Origin of the sequence: Proteus genomosp. 6 (assembly GCF_040139785.1) — a bacterium.
Lineage (GTDB): Bacteria > Pseudomonadota > Gammaproteobacteria > Enterobacterales > Enterobacteriaceae > Proteus.
Window position 1 is genome coordinate 124,401 of the sequence record NZ_JBEEVJ010000005.1, and the last position, 20,469, is coordinate 144,869.

The following is a 20,469-nucleotide window of genomic DNA, read 5'->3' on the forward strand; positions in this document are numbered from 1 at the left end:
GCAAACTTTAGTTTGTTGCCTATTTTTTTGTCTGAGCTTTCAAAAAAAGTACTTTTTTTGATTATTATATAATGTCATAAAAATCTGGTTGTAAAAAGATATCGTTTGCAGATTATCTTATTAATTATTACCTCATGATTTGAATGTAATGAGGTCGACATGATTAATAAAATAAATGCGATACCCAGTAAATTAATGCCAATGGGTACTTTTTATGGGAAAAAAGAGAAACCTTCAATAAAAGGGCTAGCTAATAGTAATAGTACCTACCATAAAAATCATGATAAACAAAAAAGAGGAAAGCAATTTAGCTTAAATAATGCTAATAACTATGTATATTTAGGATCAACAAATACACCTTTATTTAATAATATGGGGATCACACTTTCAGATGATGGTTCCTTAATTTTAATTAAAGGTAAAACACATGACTTATTTACAGGATTATATCAAAAACACTTTAAAGGAGGGTTTAAATATAATGTTTTTAATATAGAGTCTCAAAGTGGTGATAATATGAAGTTCAAAGAGCTTTATGTTGATCATAATGGGTTTTTGATTGGAAATAAATATAGCAATATAGATAATAGTAGTGATCTTTATAAAATTAAATTTAACAGAGTCGAAAATGAATATAGTTTAAATGATGTCTCATCAAATACTATTGGGAGTAACTTTATCGTTGAATATGAAAAATATATAGTTGACGATAACCTACAGCCAGAATTATCAAGTATAAATAATATTGCGGAATCAAAAGAGAATAATATATTAAAAATTAATCGTGAAGGTCTAAATATTACAATTGAAGTTAAAGATAACCAACTTTTTACATCTGGATTGCCTGCGATATTAAAATTAACAGATGATCAAACTGACAGTGCTAAAACTGAACATGATATTAAAATTGAAAAGCATAAAATAAAAATTCCATTAAAGAATACAGATAAAATATTAGCAATAAAACCAATATTAAATCAAATCCAACTCGTTGTGGATAAAGGTAATAAAATAAAAATATACTACCTTGACCCTTTGAATATTTTTGCGGTTAAAGATTATCAGTATGAGGTTACTCGTTTAAAACAGGATCCACCCTTATCATTTTACTCAATGGTAGGTGAAAATAATTATAATAATTATCATTCTGGGCAGCCATTTGCTACTCAAACAATAGGTAATTTCAGTAGCCAACATATTCCTTTTTTCTCTTCTTTTATTGATAATTCTAGATTACATATTAGTAAAGCTAAAGAGCAATATGCATTAAAAAAATATAAAGCAATGATGAAAAATATTGCAAAAGCTGTTGATCCTGGTTTTAGAGGATTATTTTGTAATATAAAACAGCTTATTAATTCTTCAACCTCTGCATATAACAGCAAGCCAATGGCATTATATGGTATTAAAGAAAATATAGGAAAAAGCTATGATGTGTTAAATCGTATAGTTAAAGGTGTCAAAAATGGTGTAACACAAGGTGATGTGATTTATTCATTAGTAAAAGACCTTAAAGAGAAAGAAAATATTACAATTAACCACCATAATGATGTTAAAGCTTTTTTTGGTATTAATGCTTTTCAACTGCCAAATAATATAGGGATTAACGCCTTTCTATTAGCTTCTTATGTAAAGTCGCACTCTATCACATTATCAAAAAGTGAAGATAATAAGATCACTTTTTCTTTTATTAATAATAATAAGAATCTTTTTGTTGCAGGCTTATCTGCGGGCATTGGTGGGTATGAAAAAAGATGGGATTTAGAAAATGTTGACTATGGCTTTGTTACTCCAGTCATGGCAAGTGCTTTATTAAGTGCCACTTATACTAAAAAATCTAATTTTTCATTTAGTCTTGATATTAATAATATTTCAGAATTTATTAATCAAGGGTTAAATCAAAGTGAAAATGAATTAATCGATAAATCTACCCTTGAAATTGATCAAGGCATAAGCATCTCAATGGGAGTTGAGGGAAGAAGTGAAGTGAGTTTTGATGTTGATGTCATGGTTAATCCCAATATGGAACTAACCGTGCCCAGAAATGCTATTGGTATAAACTTTATTTTCAATTTATTAAAGTTAAATTTAAATATTAATAAATTTATCGATTATGGTAAAACAGATATTACAAAAAAAACAAAAAGGCTTGATCTCAACTTATTAGAACTTGGTGTTGATATTTATCGTGATTTGAAGTTTACGCCTTCTACAACGAATGCTGATAATGTTATTCAGTGGTATCCATTAACGTCCGTAAAAGATTTCGAATTAATGGTGAAAAAAAGAATAAATAGCTTATTAAGTTTTACGCTTTTTAAAAGCGAAAAATTAATAAGTGCAGAAAAATTGGATCAAGATAAAAAAGATATAAAAGGAATTTATAAAAGAGTATTAAAAATAAATAGATTATTAGAAAAATATCCAGAGGGATATCATCTTTCTAATAGTATATCTAAATTGGATAGCATCTATTTAAATTTATCATCAGATAAAAAAGCAATTAATAAATTAAAAGATGATAGTAATAAAAAACCTATTACTGTTCTATCTCAAAGTAAAGAAGATATTTTTCAGGATCAAATAACAAAAGAAAATAGACAATATAACATTGATCGTTTTTTATCCTCATTAAAGGAAAGAAAAGAGACATTGTCATCTCAAACAAAAGATAATATGAATGAAAAATTTAAGCCTTATTTTACAGCAAATTATCAGCTAAATAGACAGGGGCGCTCACTGCGTTCTGATTTACAAAATGAAATAAATCAATTTGTTGAAGAGAGTAGAAATTCTGAACAGATTGATTTAAATAAAATCAAAGAAAAACTGGATGATTTATATACTAGATATAAACAGCAGTTTACTCAGGTTGAATATCAAATTGCCTCTACAGATATTATGTCTGTTAGTGAACTTTCGTACAAAAAGAAGACATTGCCGACAGGGTTTGTGCGATTAGGAAATAAAAAAGCGATTATACATACTCAAGTTAAAGGTAATATTAATTATATTTATAATGAAGATGAAGAGCGAATGGATAAAATATCAACTAGTTATTATTACTAAGTAAATCATTCATTTTGTTTATTATTAGTGTAATGTAACTTATAAAATCACCCTTGAAAAAATGAGGGTTTGAAAAAGATAAGCAGTGTTAAGTTTTGTTTGATCTATTATTTTTGATTTTTATGAGATTTATCTCTAATTAATTGATGTTATCGAAAAGATAAGTTTATTAAATTGTCATTTTGCTTAACTTGGTGATATAAGGTAGTTTCCCATGTTTATCAGACAATATACTTAATGAATATAGCAGAACTTCTTGAGCAAATAGCAGAGAAAGGATGGTGTGTATGGGATGATTTCCTCACACCAGAGGCTGTTCAACAATTGCGCGCTTGTTTTGATGGCAATGCACAACAAGCGCGTATTGGTCGTCATGAGAATCGACTTGCAGAAACAACAATTCGAAGTGATAAAATACGTTGGCTAGAACCTGAAATGGGAATACCCGTTCAGCATTACTTAATGCAAATGGAGTCTATTCAGCGTGCCGTTAACCGAGAGTTTTATTTAGGTCTTTTTGAATACGAAGCACATTTTGCCTGTTATGAGAAAGGCGCTTTTTATAAAAAACACCTCGATGCATTTAAAGAAAATGTCACTCGCCGTTTAACTACCGTGTTGTATCTTAATGAGGCTTGGACAAAAGAAGACGGTGGTGAGTTAGTTATTTATGATTTGGAAGATAAAGAACTGGCAACTGTGGCACCAAAGGGTGGGCGTTTGGTTGTTTTTCTTTCGGAGCAGTTTCCTCATGAAGTCCTTCCTACTAATAAAGAGAGAGTCAGTATTGCTGGTTGGTTTAGAGTAAATGGCGTGCGAGATAACTTTTTAGATATCGCCAGCTAATTAATTGGCAAAATAATTGCTGTTGGAAAATAGCATGGGATTAGGCGCGTTTCTTATATTAAGTAAAAGACTTAATAATAAGAGCGCGCTTTTTCTGTTTTAAGTGATTAGAGATAGTAAGATTAATATTAACAATAAAAGAGATATGACGAAAAAAGTTGATTTTCTTACTATTAAAAGCACAATAACGCCAAACTTTATGGGGTAAAAATAAAATGAATGAGTTTTCGATTGTTTGTCGTCTTTTAGGTACATTATTTCAACGTGAACCCAATGATCCAATCTTAGCGCCAATTATAAAAATGATTAGTGAAGGGAAACTGAGTCAGCTGTGGCCATTAGAGCAAGATGAACTCTTTAATACGTTAAAAAATAGTGTCAAAGATTTGGCTATTGTTGAAGCTGATTATCAATCTCTTTTTGGTGGTGAAGCACCAACGGTGTCTGTTTATGCCCATGATTATGAAGAGATCAAAGAAGACGATATTCGCCAATTCTTAGTCACAAGAGGGATGCCTGTTGCTGAAAGTGCAACAGACAGTTTTGGCGCTTTATTGCTTGCTGCTTCATGGCTTGAAGATAACTCTGCGGAAGATGAAGTATTAGCACAAATACAATTATTTGATGAATACCTGCTACCTTGGGCTGGAACATTTTTAGGTAAAGTAGAAGCTCATGCAACAAGTGGTTTTTATCGCACATTAGCAGGTATTGCGCGTGGTGCATTATCAGCATTACGCGAAGAACTCTCTGATGATGAAGATAGTGATGAGATAGATGCAGAGTAATATAAATATTTCTTTGTAAAAGTATTTTATTATTCATAAAAAAGGCAAACCATTAGGTTTGCCTTTCTCATTAATCACGATAAATATTTTTAATCAACTCGCGTAACTATTAGAGTTGGATCACAAATTTACCTGGTTTAACTTCAATTCCTTTAGCCAGTTTAAACGCGGCTGCTTCAGCACTGTTTTTTTCTGGATTAAGAACATAAACAGGTTGATTATCAAAGTAAGTTGCGATGGTTGTCTCTAAATAAGGTTTTAATGCTACAACCACTGCATCCATTTTTTCTGGAGAGACTTTGTAACTATCAATAGCCATTGATTTTATGTATATCGCTCCTTTATCAGCTTGATAAGAAGGTTGGCCTGATAACGTAAGCTCAACTTTAGCGTTTGTCTTGCCAAAGAATGAATTAATTGTTAGGTCAGTTGTACCAGAAAGACTAATTTTACCCGGTTCAGTACGACCAATTTGAATGGAAAGATTGCTCAATTTAATATCAGCGGATACAACTTCATCTTCACCAATATGTTTCTGGAGATTTATTTTTTGGCTGATATAGTCATTAATAAGATTTTCACTTACATCAAATTGCTTGAGCTGATCACACCCTGTGACTAAGCTTGTTAATACTAATATAGCTGTTAGAAAAATTACTTTCATAAACACTCCTTGATCATTGATAACTAAGAGTTTAACCGATCTTTAGGGAGTAAGCATGGCTGTTTCTATTTTTTTACGATTAAATTGGCGATGTAATGCATAAAGTGTTATTAAACCTACGGTTCCTAGTAAGAACCAAGGTAATTCAGGCATATCAAATTGATTACCTAAATCATACATCCATCCACCACCGGTATATCCAATTGCACCACCAAATGCTAAGCCTAATCGGCTAAAGCCCATATAACTACCACGAGCGCGAGGATCAGCAAGTGATGCACTTAATGTTTCGCGAGCAGGCTCTGCGGTAATAGTACCAAGATAGAACAGGCCAATAATCAAGAAGATGCTTTGTAATGAATGGATCATACCAACAGGGAACATGCTGATGCTCATTAAAAATAAGCCCGCCATTAAACGTTGTTCTAATTTAAAGCGTTTCTCACTCCAGCGCGCAATAGGATAAAGCAATGTTAAAGAAAGCAGGGCTTCAATAGCATACATCCATTTTACGGCAGTTGGCGTACCCGCAATATCATTGACGATAATAGGAAACATCAACATGACTTGAACAGATAATACAAAATAACCTGTCAGCGTTAAGACATAACTGACAAAGCGCTTATCAAGAAATACGCGTTTTAATCCTTCTTTAATTGGTGTTCGGGTTGTGGATATACGGTAAGCGGGTAATAACCAAGCATTAAATAAGGCGGCGATAACAAAAACACCAGCACCGACCCAGCAGACTAAATGAAAATCATACTGTAATAACCAGCTACCAATGAGTGCACCAATAACGGCACCGGCGCTATCTTGCATTAATAATAAAGAGTAAAAACGACCGCGTTCATAAGGACGGGTTAATTTGATAACTAGCGCTGTGCGAGGTGGATCAAATAAAGTCCCACCTAATGCAGATAAAATGCAAGATAACCAAAGTATCCAAGGTTGATCTGCCATTGCCATTAAAGCAAAACCTGAAGCTCGTAATAACATGCCTGTTATTATCATTGGTTTTGCACCAAAACGGTCTGCAATAGCACCACCAAAAATACCAAGGCCTTGTTGTACTAATTGTCTAAGCCCTAAAGCAAAGCCGACAATAACACCAGCCCAACCTAATTGTTCGACGAAACGAATAGAAATAAGCGGAAAAACGACGAAAAAACCTAAGACAACTAACATATTGTCAACGAGGAGAAAGTATTTACCCAAAGTACGGGCTTGTGTTACCAGCGCCATTACTCACCATCAATAAGCAAATAATTTAAATAAAATAAGGGGGGAATGAAATAATTTATTTCTTCGACTATTCTGTCTCTAAATGTACATAATTCCTAGTAAATTAAAGATGATATTTTTTTATTAAGGTTAGTGGCAGAATAAGAAGAGTTGCTTCAGAATTAGGCTTATTTATATCAAAGGATAATGAGATCGTAATGTTTGGTTATCGTGGCGGAATTCCTAAAATTCGTTTTGAAACACAAAGAATGGTAATTCGTTTAGCATATGAGAGAGATGCTGAAAGATTGGCCGATTATTATACATTAAATCGTCGCTTTTTAATTCCGTGGGAACCCGTAAGAGATAAAACACATTACCTACCCTCTGGTTGGGAACACCGCTTACAATATATGAACGAACTGCACCGACAAGAAAGTGCTTTTCATTTTCTGCTATTAACACAAAATGAAGATGAAATTATTGGTGTTGCTAATTACAGCAATGTTATGCGCGGCGCTTTTAATGCTTGTTTTCTAGGGTATTCAGTGGGTGAAAAATGGCAAGGTCAGGGCTATATGTCGGAAGCCTTAACGGAAACACTTCGTTATATGCAACGACAGCAAGGGATGCATCGTATTATGGCGAATTATATGCCTCATAATTTACGCAGTGGAAACCTATTAGCTAAACATGGTTTTGAACGGGAAGGGTACGCCAAAAACTATCTACAAATTAATCAAGAGTGGCGAGATCACGTACTAACTGCATTAACAACGCGAACTTATTTTAAACGTTAATATTGGTCATCATGGAAGAAAAGCACTGTTTATAATTATATTAAAAATGCCTTATGTCAGTGCTTTTAGCCACTCTTTAATGATAATAGAGATATTTAATAGGTCATTAAGTCGGTTTTTTTCAACATATAGTACCAATGTTGAATATGGAAAATAGACTGTGTTAAGCGTGATGATTCCTCTTTTTCAATATAAAACCCATTCTTTTGATACAAATAAAGTGCACCTTCATGATGAATATCGACATAAAGTGATAAAAACGCTTTTCTCAGAACATCTTTACTATATTGGGTTATCCAATCAAGTATAGCGTAAGCAATACCATGTCCTTGATATGATGATAAAACGGCAATATGAGCCAAATAAGCCTCATTTTCATTTGGTATATAATCAAATAAAGAAAAGAAAATCTTTTGCTTAATATAATGAGCGATACCAAAACGCCAATGATCCAAGAAAGGTGTTTTAATAAAGGGATTTGAAATAAAGTCGTTTTCTTTTATCACCACACAAAATGTGGCAATTATCTTTCCATCATCAATGACAACAAATTGTTGGCTATTTTTTTTACATGCTAATGAATTCCAAATAGCCTCTAATTGCCGACGTTGGTTAGGATTAGTGCTATCAATATTAAATGCGTTCAATTTAAAACGAAATGCTTGTGTAAATAATTGAATAATTTCAGGAGTATCTGAAGGTTCTGCAACACGAAGCTGATAGTGTTCATTAAGTAATTGCATGATATCGTTACTCTGCAATAATAGGGTTAACTTTTTAGACTGTTTGGTCTAGTTTATTGTAGACTAATCAGTCTAATTTATTTTGTCCAGAGATTTTTAATGTTATGAACAAGACTGTTACTGAAAAACAAAAAGCGAAAATGAAGCATATTATTGATGCTGCAATACGTTGCTTTGCTGTAAAAGGTTTTCACTCCACATCAACAGCAGAAATCTGTCATGAAGCAGGTATGAGCCCTGGGAATGTATTTCATTACTTTCCGAATAAGAATTCGATTATTGAGGCGATTGCATTAGAAGATGCACAACTGTTTGACGATATCTTTTGTCGCTATGAAGCCGAAGAAGAGTGTATTCAAGCAATCATCGATTTAATGAAGGAAATTATAGCGCTTTATAATCACCCCGAATATGCGCGCATTAGTATTGAAATTTTTGCTGAAGCATCGCGTAATGCGAGCATTCACGAGATTTTTATTGAAAATGAAAGAAACAACAAACAGCGTTTGATTGCGATGCTGAAAAACGGTATTAAAAAAGGGCAGATAGACTCAACACTTGAGCCAGAGAAAATTGCAACATGGCTGTTAGTCATCGCAGATGGCTCTATGGGAAGAAATATTATCGATCCTGAATTTAATGAGGGTGAGGATCACGTTATGTTGGAATCGATGTTGAGAAAAATGCTGACAAAGCCATAAATAGCTATTTTTTAATCGCTTGGATTAGTCGAAGATAAGCAGAGTCAGCATATTCTTAGCTAATTGAAGATTGATTTTTCGATGTTAGAGACGGAGTATAGTCCCTTTCTTTTTATTCCATTCAACAAAAATTAGAATGACTTTATGAATTTACTTAAATCACTTGCTGCGGTGAGTTCTATGACCTTATTTTCACGGGTACTGGGATTTATTCGTGATGCAATTATTGCGCGTATTTTTGGCGCAGGTATGGCAACAGATGCCTTTTTTGTTGCTTTTAAATTGCCAAACTTATTGCGGCGTATTTTTGCAGAAGGGGCATTTTCTCAAGCATTTGTTCCAATCTTGGCAGAATATAAAAATCAGCAAGGTGAGGAGGCAACGCGTACCTTTATTGCTTACGTTTCGGGTATGCTGACGCTTATTTTAGCCGTGGTCACCGTGATTGGTATTATTGCTGCGCCTTGGGTGATTTATGTTACAGCACCGGGTTTTAGTAGTTCACCTGATAAATTTCAATTAACGACCGATCTATTACGGATCACCTTTCCTTATATTTTTCTTATTTCACTGGCTTCATTGACGGGCTCTATTTTAAATACTTGGAATCGTTTTTCAGTACCCGCTTTTGCACCAACGCTACTCAATGTCAGCATGATCTTTTTCGCTTTAGTGGTCGCACCTTATTGTAATCCTCCTATTATGGCATTGGCGTGGGCGGTTGTTGCTGGGGGAATATTACAACTGGGTTATCAATTACCGCATTTGAAAAAAATCGGTATGCTTGTTTTGCCACGTATTTCATTTAAAAATAGCGGTGTTTGGCGTGTGATGAAACTGATGGGACCTGCTATTTTAGGGGTTTCGGTTAGCCAAATATCGTTAATTATCAATACTATTTTCGCTTCCTTCTTAGTCTCTGGTTCAGTTTCTTGGATGTATTACGCAGATCGTTTGATGGAACTACCGACAGGGGTATTAGGCGTTGCATTAGGTACAATTTTACTTCCTTCATTATCTAAGAGTTTTGCCAGTGGTAATACTGAAGAATATAGAAAATTAATGGATTGGGGATTAAGACTGTGCTTCTTATTAGCACTGCCTTGTACTATTGGTTTAGCGATATTATCTGGGCCTTTAACAGCGTCTTTATTCCAGTATGGTAATTTCAATGCTCATGATGCACTAATGACACAACAAGCGCTAATCGCTTACTGTGTTGGGTTAATGGGACTGATTATCATAAAAATCTTAGCACCAGGGTTTTATTCTCGTCAGGATATTAAAACACCAGTAAAAATTGCGATTGCGACATTAATTCTCACACAATTAATGAACCTTGCATTCATTGGTAGCTTGAAACATGTGGGGCTTGCACTTTCAATAGGTATTGCGGCTTGTTTTAATGCCTCTATGTTGTTTTGGCAGATCCGTAAGAAAAATATCTATCAGCCTTTGGCTGGCTGGCCAGTGTTCTTATTAAAACTTGTTATTGCGCTTGCCGTAATGGGGGCAGTATTAGTTGGAATGTTGTGGATCATGCCAAGTTGGGATACTGGCAATATGCTAATGCGCATCTTACGCTTGTTGTTAGTTGTAGTAGCTGGAGCAGGAAGTTATTTTGTTGCGCTGTATGCACTAGGGTTTAGACCTCGCCATTTCTCACTACGTGCTTTATAACTGATAACATGGACTCCTCGTTTTTGTATAAAAGCGAGGAGTTGCAAAATTAACAATATTTTTATCAATGTAATTCTCTTCATTTAGATCCTTTCTCTATTTTTAGACTATTTATAATGTTATATAGATCACACTTCTCGCATTTAGTTACGCGGATCTGGCTACCCTTAGAAAGAAAAAATAGTGAGAAAAAAAGCAAAAATCTTTTTTCTCACTATTTTTTTTATTAAATTTTTTTTCCAATTTCTAAATGATTTATACAGTTTTTCGGCATCTGAAAGTGTTTTTTAATCGTTATTGATAAGTTTATCTAAACATTAATCATATCGAATATCTTTAGACAATTTGTTTACTAGCAGTGGGATTCTACATAAAGTAAAAAAATAGACACTATATTCTAAGCACTTACGGTTTGACGAATTATCTTTTTTTAGATAAACTCTCTTATGTCGTATAGGTTTAAAAATTGACACATCTGTTAAATATTTCTTACTTAATGATGAGATATTGCAAATATTTCAAAATATTGCAGTATATTTTAAAACATTTAATTTTTTTGATTTAAGACATATTATTATTTCTTTATTCAGGTAGATTAACCGTGACTGTAAAGTTATTTGCTTGTTATCGTTCAGTACTACTGAAAGTGATCATATCTATTTTGTCTGCGCTTCAAATAGGTAACACGATTGCTGGGGATAAGCAGTAAACAATAAGTCGCGTGAATAATGAAATTAATGCTAAATCTATTATTAATAGATAATTAGATTACTGAAAATTCAGTATGGTACACTAATTATTATTTTCATTTATCCGCCGTTGTTTTCTGTTTTTCCCTCTCTTTTCTAGTCCTTCTCAATATCTCTTATTTTTTTATTAATAGCTCAATAACTCAAATATTTCTCTATTTATTCGTTATACTCAAAGTAGTTATAAATCATTAGGTATTTCTAGTTTAAAGACCACTAAATAATCACTGCGTGATTTTTGGTAAAAATAAAAATAAGAGTGTCAAGGAGCTACTATGAAAAAAGCAATTATCATTTCTGTATCACTAGCTACGTTATTTCTTGCAGGTTGTACTGCTGACGGAAAAATTAATACCTCAAGACTCACTCCAGTTAACTGTATTGGCGTATTCGACAAAACTAATGAGAAGCTTGCTTTCACCGCTAAAGACGTCAATGACCGCTTATACAGCCCTAGTAAGCCAATAGACAGTGTCGATGGTTGGATTGAGGTAAAAGATATTAGAGGGCTATTGTGTCAGGATGTTATAACTGCTAACGAAGATTAATGATTAAATAGCATTGGAAGTTTTATTAAACCATTGTTTGTAATGTTTTTAGCTATCTTGAATTAAAATTTAACGCATAATAAAAAACCGATGGTTAATACCATCGGTTTTTTTATCACTACTATTTGAAAATAGAGATAAATTACATTCTATCTACTGTTTCAATACCTAAAGTATCCAAACCTTGTTTTAAGGTTCTTGCGGTTAAACGAGCTAGTTTTAGACGACTTTGGCGAGTGTTTTCATCTTCAGCAGATAAGATAGGGCAGTTTTCATAAAAGCCAGAGAAAGCTTGTGCCAGATCGTAAAGATAAGCACACATAACGTGAGGCGTTCCTTCACGAGAAACTTGCATAATCGTCTCATCAAACTGGACTAAACGTAATGCAAGCTGTCTTTCATGAGATTGGGTTAGTGCGATAGGTTGAGTTAACGCATTTTCATCAATTTCTGCACGTTTGAAGATTGAAGCAACACGAGTATAAGCATATTGCATATACGGTGCTGTGTTACCTTCAAAACTTAACATCAGATCCCAATCAAAGATGTAATCTGTGGTACGGTTTTTAGATAAATCAGCGTATTTAACAGCACCAATACCCACAACGCGAGCAACATTATTTAATTCGTCTTTATCCATATCTGGATTTTTTTCAGCGATTAATGCGCGGGCTCTTTCTTGAGCTTCGTCCAGCAAGTCGGTTAAACGAATAGTGCCGCCAGAACGAGTTTTAAACGGACGACCATCTTTACCTAACATCATACCGAACATATGGTGTTCGAGTGACATTGAATCAGGGATGTAGCCTGCTTTACGAACGATTGTCCAAGCTTGCATTAAATGCTGGTGCTGACGAGAGTCGATATAATAAAGCACACGGTCAGCATGTAATGTATCGTGACGGTATTTTGCACAAGCAATATCTGTCGTTGTATATAGGTAGCCACCGTCTTTTTTCTGAACGATAACACCCATAGGTTCGCCTTCCTTGTTTTTATATTCGTCAAGGAAAACAACCGTTGCGCCTTCACTTTCTACTGCAAGACCTTTTGCTTTTAAATCGGCAACAATACCTGCCAACATTGGGTTATAAAGACTTTCACCCATAATGTCGTCTTCGGTTAATGTGACGTTAAGACGTTGATAAGTCACTTGGTTTTGTTGCATGGTGATATCAACTAATTTACGCCACATTGTACGGCAGTATTCATCACCACTTTGTAATTTCACTACGTAATTACGGGCACGCTCTGCGAATACTTCATCTTCATCATAGTGTTTTTTCGCTTCACGATAGAACTCTTCGAGATCAGATAACGCCATATCAGCGGCATTTTCATTCTGTTTTTTCTCTAAATACGCAATCAACATACCAAATTGCGTACCCCAATCACCAAGGTGATTAGCACGAATAACATTATGACCTAAGAAAGATAAAGTACGCGCACTTGCATCACCAATAATGGTTGAGCGTAAGTGACCAACGTGCATCTGTTTTGCAACGTTCGGAGATGAATAGTCGATAACAATAGTTTGAGGTTCGACGGGTGTTACGTTTAGATGTTCATCTGCTAATGCGTCTTCAGCTTGCTTTGCAACCCATTGTGGAGATAAAAAGATATTGATGAAACCTGGGCCTGCGATTTCAACTTTATCTGCAACATCTGTAATATCGAGCTTTTCTAGGATCTTTTCTGCGAGTTGTCGGGGTGGGATCCCCATTTTTTTTGCAGCTCCCATGACACCATTTGCCTGATAGTCACCAAATTGTACTTTGGCTGACTGACGGACAAGAGGTTCGCTATCAGCGGGTGCGCCAGCAGCACACATTGCCACACTGATTTTTTCTGAAAGAAAAGCCTGAATATTCACCGGGTTACCTTAAATTATTGAGAAAATAAAACCTGACGACAAAAGTCTGACAGGTTTCTTATAAAGAATTAGGATTAACCTTGAATTTATAACATATTCCGGCTAGAACATGCTACCATCTAGGCCTTATCTTTAAGGTTTTTTCTCTGTTTTTTCATTAAGGTTATTCAAAATGGTGTTATTTTCTTCAATTCCTCAATTAAATGATTTAACTCACGAGCTTTCTTTGTTTGAAGAAAATATGACACTATTTGTCAATAGTTTGGGCATAGATTTATCCATCTATCACACTGATCACGTATCGTTACGTTGTCACGATTTAGCATTAGCGGAGCAGTGGCGAACAGGATTAAGCCAGTGTGGAAAGTGTATTTCTGATAATGTGATTAATGGGCGCCCAATATATCTATTTCAATTAGAAATACCGCTAACTATTCTAAATCAATCTGTTTCGATTGTTGAATTGCCTTTCCCCACAAATAAAAAATATGAATACCAAGGTTGGGAGCATATTGAGCAAGTGATCTCCGTTGAACCCGCTTTTTTAGTGGATAAAGTGATGTCTTTTTTACCCGAAACGTTACCTGAGAGTGTTAGCTTAAAAATCAGCGAACCTAAAGGTGAGAAAGAACGTTTACCCAATCCAACGGTGGCTATTTCTAATGGAAAAGTCACCGTGAAGTATCATCCTTATTCGTTACTTGAAATCGTTGAAAGTGAGTGTTGTTCGACACTTTCAGAAAATAGTTTGCTTGTGTCAGCACAAAATTCTGATGGCAGAATTGAATGAATTACAAGATTCGACAACTATTGTTAGTAATCGCTAAGAAATGATATTTATTTTCTGATTACTTTCTTTATTAAGGATGGAGAGGGATGATATGGCTACATTGGAGATTTGTTGTTTTGGCGCTGAATGTGCGTTGGTAGCAGAACGAGCAGGCGCAGACAGAATAGAGCTGTGCACGAGTCCAGCAGAAGGTGGTATTACACCAAGCTTTGGAATGCTACGACAAGTCAGGGATCTGGTTCGTATTCCCGTTCATCCTATCGTTCGCCCGCGTGGTGGTGATTTTTGTTATACACAAGCTGATTTTTCAGCAATGAAAAATGATATTAGTTTGATCCGTGATATGGGATTTTCAGGTGCCGTTGTTGGTCTTTTAAATGAAGAAGGGCATATTGATTTGCCTAAAATGGAAATTTTAATGGAGCTTGCAGGTCCATTAGCCATTACTTTTCATCGTGCTTTTGATATGTGCATTAATCCATTATTAGCGCTAGAACAACTGACTCAGCTAGGTGTTGCTCGTATTTTAACCTCAGGACAGCAGGCGAATGCAGAATTAGGTTTGCCATTATTACGCACGTTAAATGAAAAAACACAAGGCCCTATAATTATGGCGGGCGCTGGTGTAAGACTCAGCAATATCCAAAAATTCCTAGATGCAGGATTGAAAGAAATTCATAGCTCAGCAGGAAAAGTGGCACCTTCAACCATGATTTATCGAAAAGCGGGGGTAACTATGAGCTCTGACAGTGAGGTTGATGAGTTTACGCATTACTGTGTGGATGAAGATACAGTTGAAGCGATGAAAGATATTATGAGTATTTATGCGCCATTAGCATCTTGATTGATACGGATTAAATATTTTAAAACTGCGCCTTTTATGGCGCAGTTTTTTTATATAAGTTCGCCTAATAACAGCGTATGTGTAATACCACAGCGTTCAACAAAGGCTTCATCATGCGAAACCAGTAACAATGTGCCTTGATATTCAACAAGTAGATTTTCCAATAGTTGTTTGGATTCGATATCAAGGTGATTATCTGGCTCATCAAGTAATAATACTGCTGGTGGTTTTGGGCTGTGTGTTAAAGCCAATAACGTTGCTTTTAATTGCTCGCCACCACTGAGTTTTTCAAGTGGTAGTAAAGATTTATCACCTCTAATTCTCAACATTCCAAGACGAGTTCGCCATTGCTCGACAGAAATCGCGGGTTGATATTGGTGTAGTGCTTGTGCAACTGGCAATGTTTTATCAAGTAAAGCAAGATGTTGGTCAAGGTAACAATAGTCTTTGTTGAGACGAAACTCACCAGAAAGTGGTACAAATTGTTCGATCAAGCATTTTAGTAATGTTGATTTTCCACAGCCATTTTTACCTTTAATATGCCAATGCTCATTGCCGTAAGCTGAAAATGAAATAGGGTGCTGATAACCATATGGAAGTTGAAGATTATTAACAAATACATTTAAACGATGGCCATCACTTTGATAATTCAATACCATTTTTTGCTGATGAACATGTGCTTTTTCCTCATCGATACCTTGCTTTTGAGATTGCATATCATCAATTACGCGTTGATGTCGTTTTGCTACGGCAGATTGGCGTTGTTCTGCTCTGTTTTTTTGCATATCCAGTAAAAGTAGGCACTGAGAGCCACTTTGCCTAATTGATTCGCCTTGTCGTTTCCGTTGTGCTGCTTTTTGCAATGTTGCTTGTTGCTGGCGTTTCTCATTTTTAATTTGGCTGTTTAGTCGATCACTTGCGGCTTCCAATGATGTTATTTCCGCACTTTTTTGTGCCTCATATAACGTATAATTTCCACCATATTCTGATAAGCCTTTCTCACTTAACTCAAGAATGGTATCAGCATACGAAAGCAGGTTTCGATTGTGGCTAACAATAAGAGAGCCAGCTTTGTGCTGAGCTAATTGTTTTATTAGCCATTGTTGTCCTTGATAATCAAGATGGTTATCTGGCTCATCTAACAGTAGAAAGCTCTCTTCACATAAAAAAGCGCGACAAAGTGCTAAACGTGTTTGTTCTCCACCACTTAGATGCGCAATAGGGGTATCTAATGCGACGGGAAGTTGTGCTGAATCTAATAAATTCTGCCACATGACAGGGAGTTGCCATTTGCCATCGAGTAACTCAATATCTTCTAATGTGGCAATACCGTCATCAACGCGTTGGAATGCTTGATAAATTTCATGAACATCTAACGCTTGAGCAAGTGTATCACCCTGTAATCGCGTTAATTGATCAACGTGAACAAAAGGCATATTCCAATTAATTTGACCCGAAGTCGGTAATATTTTTTGTGCTAATAATCTTAATAGTACAGACTTTCCTTTACCGTTATGGCCAATTAATGCATTTTGCTGACAAGTCAGTGAGCGAGTTAATGGTGGAAAAAGAGCTTGTTGATTAAATTCGACAGTAAGTTGTGAAAAATGACAGGCTATTGTCATCATCGACCTCCTAAGAGAAATAGGTGGCAGACAGCCGAGATCTTTTTTCTAGATGCGACGAAATAAATTATTGTCTGCCAGTAACAGAAAATGAATACCTAAAAGGTATTTGAAATAATTTTCTGGCAGAATTTAGTTCATCGTAGGGAAGTGCCTTCTTAAAAAGAGAAATAATTGGAGTGATAACGCGCGTATTTAAACATGAATAAAGATAAACAACAAGCGCCGAATAAGGTTATCTTTGTGTGGTTCTTATTTTATGTGCTTTTATTCTAAACATTATACGTTTATAAATCGATGATATATTAATATAGGCAATGCAAGCTAAAGGAATACCGTAGAATAATGTGCCGTAAGCCATACCAATATGTGGAACATTAAAATAATCGCTGTGCTGTGGAATTAAATAGAGATAGTTAATTTCATTTAAATATTGGGGCGTTAATCCACCGTAAGGGACTAGAAACTTAAAAATCATGACAGAAAAAAGGCACAGCATAAAATTTAAAACTAATAGTGCAGAATAGAATAAATTCTTTCCCATTTCTTCTTTAGTTTTCACTTGATAACCACTGATAATTCGATTAGCAACAATTACAGCATAAAGCCAAATAATCAGGTTTTCATCACCCATAATCATACTATTGATAATAAGAGCGAATATCCCATAAAAAGGAATAAGAGCAAAAACAAGCTTAGTACGAGCAAATGCAGCCATAAAAACACCTGAATGCACGAGAATAAATTCAAATAAAAATAAAACGGTTAGATTATAAATTGTTTGAACTGAGAAATGTTCAGGAAACCACCAAACGGTAATAATAAAAGCGATATATAAAAGCTGTGTGGCATAGTCAAATAATGAAAAAAAGAGTTGTACCCCTTGTTGTAATGGCGTTAGTGGAGGGCGTTTTGCTGATGTGGTTTCTATAAAGGACGAAAAAATAGGATCATCATATTGCTGACGCTTATTTTTTTGCAAAAGAGCGTGTTGTTTTTTTTGTGTTATTTCCTTTTGGGTAGCAACTTTGCTCTTTGGTGTCTTTGCCATAATTTTCTTTAATCGTTCATCTGCAAATAAGGGGCGTATAAAGTGTCTTTAATAAAAAACAAGATGAATATTATGAAAGAAAGGGATATTTAATAACTTGATACCCCTTTAAATTTAGATAAAAAATTAAGGCTTAGTGGCAATTAATATGGCACGTTTTGGTGCGGGATAACCTTCAACAGTTTTTGTTTTATCATCAGCATCTAAAAAAGCATCTAATGAATCTGTTACCATCCAATCTGTTTTACGTTGCTCATCAAGTGATGTCGTATTTTCATCAACAATACGCACATCTTTAAAACCACATTTTTCTAGCCAAACCTTTAGCATTTTTGCAGATGGAATAAAGTACACGTTACGCATTTGTGCATAACGCTCACCAGGGATCAGGCATTGAAATTCATCACCATCAACAACAAGGCTTTCTAACACTAATTCGCCACCAGAAACTAATTGGTTTTTTAATTGCCATAAATGATCAAGTGGTGAACGGCGATGATAAAGTACACCCATTGAGAATACAGTATCGAAGGCATTTAATTCTGGCATTTGCTCAATACCAACAGGAATTAAATGTGCGCGTTGGTCATTACCTAATAATTTTCTGACAGCTTCAAATTGGCATAAGAAAAGTTGAGTAGGATCGATCCCTACAACAAATTCTGCGCCTTCACCTAACATCCGCCACATATGATAGCCACTGCCACAACCAACATCTAATACTAAACGACCCTCAAGCGGTGAAAGATGGGGTAAAACACGATCCCATTTCCAATCAGAGCGCCATTCTGTATCGATATTGACGCCATAAAGTGAAAATGGACCTTTACGCCACGGCATTAAATTTTTTAAAACGTTACTTAATCCTAGTTGCTCGCCAGCACTTAATGCTGGAGTGTGTTGAGCAATCACACCATTTTTCAAATCAATCTCAGTAGGCGTAATTTCTGGCAAACCATCGAGCATTCTTTCCCAAGAAGAAAAGTGACCGTGTAACGCATTTGATCGCCATTCTGATAATTGAGCCGGTAATGTATCTAACCAATGAAATAAGCGCTCATCTTGCGCAATAAGTTGATAAAACGAGCCAAAATTAATCATTAATTATTGCCTTTAATCGCTAAAAGAGAGCCGAAATTAAAACATTGGAACCAAACTTCTGTATGTGGAAAACCTGCATTATGTAAGCGAGCTTTATGCGTTTCAACAGAATCGGTCAGCATAACATTTTCTAACATGCTACGTTTTTGGCTAATTTCTAATTCGCTGTAACCGTTAGCACGTTTGAAATCATGGTGCATATTAAACAACAACTCACCAATTTCTTTATCTTCAAAACTGAATTTTTCAGAAAGCACTAACACGCCACCGGGATTAAGACCTTGGTAAATTCGGTTTAATAATATTTGGCGATCGTTCGGCGCTAAGAATTGTAAGGTGAAATTAAGCACTACCATTGAGGCATTATTAATTTCGATATCAAGAATATCACCTTCAATAATATCAACGGGTGTATCTGCTTTATAGGCATCAATATGGCGCTGACAGCGTTCTACCATGGCAGGTGAATTATCAACACCAATAATTTTACAGCCAGCAGCATCAATATTACGACGCATGGAAAGGGTTGCTGCACCTAAAGAACAGCCTAAATCATAGACTTGGCTATTGGGCGTAACAAAGCGACCTGCAAGCATACCAATCATGGAGATGATATTAGAATAACCTGGTACTGAGCGTTTTATCATATCAGGAAACACTTCAGCGACTTTTTCATCAAAGCGCCAGTCACCAAGGTTAGCAATAGGTGTCGCAAATAAGCTGTCTTGTTGTGATGATTTTGAATTCGACATAACTAAAATAGGTTTAAGGAATAAAAGAAGCAAGCATTCTACCAGAAGCGACGGTGCTCACAAAGTTGCATTATTTAGAAAGAAATTGGAAAAAATAAATAAACCTTTTTGATACCTTGCCGTTATTAGACACAACAGCAAGGATGTCGGTTTTGATCATGGATGATCATGTTATTCCCGCGAGGACTTAGTAATAAAAGGAAAAGATTTGTATCCAAGGAAGGAAATAAATATTAGCAATGATCATCAATACCATCGATAAATAAGTGGCTGCCATACCTGAACGGCGCCAGCGAAGTTCACGGTGTTTTAATCCATAAGAGTGTAAAAAGCGACCTGCGATTAAAATTGAGCCACAGATGTGCACCATCCAAACAAAAGCACCATTCATTTCCATGACCAGTAATAAGATCATGGAAATCGGAATATATTCTACCGCATTGCCGTGAACACGGATGGCTGTTTGTAATTCATAAAAGCCACCATCGCCATAAGCAACCCGATATTGTGTTCTGAGTTTTACGACATTGAGGGACAATTTAATCAATAATAGTGCGCCCAGTACGATGTAAAGCGAGCTAACCATCTTTTCTCCATTGCCAAAGCCAAAAAACGGCGAAT

General features: G+C 35.3%; 18 protein-coding genes. 9 read left to right on the top strand and 9 right to left on the bottom strand.

Annotated elements, in window-relative coordinates; genetic code table 11:
• The first annotated feature begins 159 nt into the window (after positions 1 to 159).
• The 3 genes from ABN212_RS08205 to ABN212_RS08215 all read left to right on the top strand — a co-directional run bounded on the left by ABN212_RS08205 (position 160) and on the right by ABN212_RS08215 (position 4,703).
• A complete protein-coding gene (locus ABN212_RS08205) occupies positions 160 to 3,069 on the top strand; it encodes a hypothetical protein (RefSeq protein ID WP_349443099.1) in 2,910 nt (969 codons plus the stop codon).
• A gap of 237 nt (positions 3,070 to 3,306) precedes the next feature.
• Positions 3,307 to 3,915 (top strand): 2OG-Fe(II) oxygenase, encoded by a 609-nt coding sequence (locus ABN212_RS08210; protein WP_198619978.1) that lies wholly within the window; start codon positions 3,307 to 3,309, stop codon positions 3,913 to 3,915.
• Positions 3,916 to 4,130: 215 nt separating this feature from the next.
• Complete coding sequence (locus tag ABN212_RS08215; protein WP_198629999.1) at positions 4,131 to 4,703, top strand: TorD/DmsD family molecular chaperone; 573 nt, start codon at positions 4,131 to 4,133, stop codon at positions 4,701 to 4,703.
• A gap of 109 nt (positions 4,704 to 4,812) precedes the next feature.
• On the opposite strand, the gene ABN212_RS08220 is transcribed toward ABN212_RS08215, so the two are convergent.
• Together ABN212_RS08220 and mdtH are read right to left on the bottom strand one after the other, a co-directional pair.
• The gene (locus tag ABN212_RS08220; protein ID WP_198619980.1) at positions 4,813 to 5,367 is read right to left on the bottom strand and encodes a lipoprotein; all 555 of its coding nucleotides are present in this window, start codon (positions 5,365 to 5,367) and stop codon (positions 4,813 to 4,815) included.
• A 42-nt stretch (positions 5,368 to 5,409) separates the two neighbouring features.
• Positions 5,410 to 6,612 carry a multidrug efflux MFS transporter MdtH gene (gene mdtH, locus ABN212_RS08225; protein ID WP_198619981.1) on the bottom strand — a complete coding sequence of 401 codons (1,203 nt, stop codon included), beginning with the start codon at positions 6,610 to 6,612 and terminating at the stop codon, positions 5,410 to 5,412.
• Between the two features lie 197 nt (positions 6,613 to 6,809).
• Here mdtH and rimJ point away from each other — a divergent pair, with 197 nt between their 5' ends.
• Positions 6,810 to 7,391 (top strand): ribosomal protein S5-alanine N-acetyltransferase, encoded by a 582-nt coding sequence (gene rimJ, locus ABN212_RS08230; RefSeq protein ID WP_109372222.1) that lies wholly within the window; start codon positions 6,810 to 6,812, stop codon positions 7,389 to 7,391.
• Positions 7,392 to 7,486: 95 nt separating this feature from the next.
• Here rimJ and ABN212_RS08235 read toward each other — a convergent pair whose 3' ends face one another.
• Positions 7,487 to 8,134: a GNAT family N-acetyltransferase gene (locus tag ABN212_RS08235; RefSeq protein ID WP_198632171.1), complete on the bottom strand. Its 648-nt coding sequence runs from the start codon at positions 8,132 to 8,134 to the stop codon at positions 7,487 to 7,489.
• A gap of 104 nt (positions 8,135 to 8,238) precedes the next feature.
• On the opposite strand from ABN212_RS08235, the gene ABN212_RS08240 reads away from it, so the two are divergent.
• From ABN212_RS08240 to ABN212_RS08250, 3 genes are all read left to right on the top strand, one after another.
• Positions 8,239 to 8,835, top strand: a complete 597-nt coding sequence (locus ABN212_RS08240; RefSeq protein ID WP_196532607.1) for a TetR/AcrR family transcriptional regulator — start codon at positions 8,239 to 8,241, stop codon at positions 8,833 to 8,835.
• Between the two features lie 144 nt (positions 8,836 to 8,979).
• Complete coding sequence (gene murJ, locus ABN212_RS08245) at positions 8,980 to 10,515, top strand: murein biosynthesis integral membrane protein MurJ (protein ID WP_198619983.1); 1,536 nt, start codon at positions 8,980 to 8,982, stop codon at positions 10,513 to 10,515.
• A gap of 1,024 nt (positions 10,516 to 11,539) precedes the next feature.
• A complete protein-coding gene (locus ABN212_RS08250) occupies positions 11,540 to 11,812 on the top strand; it encodes a hypothetical protein (RefSeq protein WP_198619984.1) in 273 nt (90 codons plus the stop codon).
• Positions 11,813 to 11,954: 142 nt separating this feature from the next.
• Here ABN212_RS08250 and argS read toward each other — a convergent pair whose 3' ends face one another.
• Positions 11,955 to 13,685: an arginine--tRNA ligase gene (gene argS / locus ABN212_RS08255; protein WP_198619985.1), complete on the bottom strand. Its 1,731-nt coding sequence runs from the start codon at positions 13,683 to 13,685 to the stop codon at positions 11,955 to 11,957.
• Positions 13,686 to 13,857: 172 nt separating this feature from the next.
• On the opposite strand from argS, the gene ABN212_RS08260 reads away from it, so the two are divergent.
• Positions 13,858 to 14,475 (top strand): VOC family protein, encoded by a 618-nt coding sequence (locus tag ABN212_RS08260; protein WP_198619986.1) that lies wholly within the window; start codon positions 13,858 to 13,860, stop codon positions 14,473 to 14,475.
• Positions 14,476 to 14,566: 91 nt separating this feature from the next.
• Positions 14,567 to 15,319, top strand: a complete 753-nt coding sequence (gene cutC / locus ABN212_RS08265; RefSeq protein ID WP_109372229.1) for a copper homeostasis protein CutC — start codon at positions 14,567 to 14,569, stop codon at positions 15,317 to 15,319.
• A gap of 50 nt (positions 15,320 to 15,369) precedes the next feature.
• Here the strand turns inward: cutC and ABN212_RS08270 are convergent, their stop codons facing one another.
• From ABN212_RS08270 to ABN212_RS08290, 5 genes are all read right to left on the bottom strand, one after another.
• Positions 15,370 to 16,944 carry an ATP-binding cassette domain-containing protein gene (locus tag ABN212_RS08270; RefSeq protein ID WP_349443135.1) on the bottom strand — a complete coding sequence of 525 codons (1,575 nt, stop codon included), beginning with the start codon at positions 16,942 to 16,944 and terminating at the stop codon, positions 15,370 to 15,372.
• Between the two features lie 235 nt (positions 16,945 to 17,179).
• Entirely contained in the window at positions 17,180 to 17,995 is an 816-nt protein-coding gene (locus ABN212_RS08275; RefSeq protein WP_109372231.1) for a hypothetical protein, read from the bottom strand.
• 126 nt (positions 17,996 to 18,121) lie between these two features.
• Positions 18,122 to 19,096, bottom strand: a complete 975-nt coding sequence (gene cmoB / locus ABN212_RS08280) for a tRNA 5-methoxyuridine(34)/uridine 5-oxyacetic acid(34) synthase CmoB (RefSeq protein ID WP_109372232.1) — start codon at positions 19,094 to 19,096, stop codon at positions 18,122 to 18,124.
• Entirely contained in the window at positions 19,096 to 19,848 is a 753-nt protein-coding gene (gene cmoA / locus ABN212_RS08285) for a carboxy-S-adenosyl-L-methionine synthase CmoA (protein ID WP_198625673.1), read from the bottom strand. The genes cmoB and cmoA overlap by 1 nt, the downstream gene beginning before the upstream one ends.
• Before the next feature lie 187 nt (positions 19,849 to 20,035).
• Entirely contained in the window at positions 20,036 to 20,434 is a 399-nt protein-coding gene (locus tag ABN212_RS08290; protein ID WP_023582071.1) for an MAPEG family protein, read from the bottom strand.
• Positions 20,435 to 20,469: the final 35 nt, after the last annotated feature.

Excerpts from the sequence above, each read along its gene's own strand:
- ABN212_RS08205 (WP_349443099.1), top strand. The coding sequence starts at position 160 with ATGATTAATAAAATAAATGCGATACCCAGTAAATTAATGCCAATGGGT.
- ABN212_RS08210 (WP_198619978.1), top strand. The coding sequence starts at position 3,307 with ATGAATATAGCAGAACTTCTTGAGCAAATAGCAGAGAAAGGATGGTGT.
- ABN212_RS08215 (WP_198629999.1), top strand. The coding sequence starts at position 4,131 with ATGAATGAGTTTTCGATTGTTTGTCGTCTTTTAGGTACATTATTTCAA.
- ABN212_RS08220 (WP_198619980.1), bottom strand. The coding sequence starts at position 5,367 with ATGAAAGTAATTTTTCTAACAGCTATATTAGTATTAACAAGCTTAGTC.
- mdtH (WP_198619981.1), bottom strand. The coding sequence starts at position 6,612 with ATGGCGCTGGTAACACAAGCCCGTACTTTGGGTAAATACTTTCTCCTC.
- rimJ (WP_109372222.1), top strand. The coding sequence starts at position 6,810 with ATGTTTGGTTATCGTGGCGGAATTCCTAAAATTCGTTTTGAAACACAA.
- ABN212_RS08235 (WP_198632171.1), bottom strand. The coding sequence starts at position 8,134 with ATGCAATTACTTAATGAACACTATCAGCTTCGTGTTGCAGAACCTTCA.
- ABN212_RS08240 (WP_196532607.1), top strand. The coding sequence starts at position 8,239 with ATGAACAAGACTGTTACTGAAAAACAAAAAGCGAAAATGAAGCATATT.
- murJ (WP_198619983.1), top strand. The coding sequence starts at position 8,980 with ATGAATTTACTTAAATCACTTGCTGCGGTGAGTTCTATGACCTTATTT.
- ABN212_RS08250 (WP_198619984.1), top strand. The coding sequence starts at position 11,540 with ATGAAAAAAGCAATTATCATTTCTGTATCACTAGCTACGTTATTTCTT.
- ABN212_RS08260 (WP_198619986.1), top strand. The coding sequence starts at position 13,858 with ATGGTGTTATTTTCTTCAATTCCTCAATTAAATGATTTAACTCACGAG.
- cutC (WP_109372229.1), top strand. The coding sequence starts at position 14,567 with ATGGCTACATTGGAGATTTGTTGTTTTGGCGCTGAATGTGCGTTGGTA.
- ABN212_RS08270 (WP_349443135.1), bottom strand. The coding sequence starts at position 16,944 with ATGACAATAGCCTGTCATTTTTCACAACTTACTGTCGAATTTAATCAA.
- ABN212_RS08275 (WP_109372231.1), bottom strand. The coding sequence starts at position 17,995 with ATGGCAAAGACACCAAAGAGCAAAGTTGCTACCCAAAAGGAAATAACA.
- cmoB (WP_109372232.1), bottom strand. The coding sequence starts at position 19,096 with ATGATTAATTTTGGCTCGTTTTATCAACTTATTGCGCAAGATGAGCGC.
- cmoA (WP_198625673.1), bottom strand. The coding sequence starts at position 19,848 with ATGTCGAATTCAAAATCATCACAACAAGACAGCTTATTTGCGACACCT.
- ABN212_RS08290 (WP_023582071.1), bottom strand. The coding sequence starts at position 20,434 with ATGGTTAGCTCGCTTTACATCGTACTGGGCGCACTATTATTGATTAAA.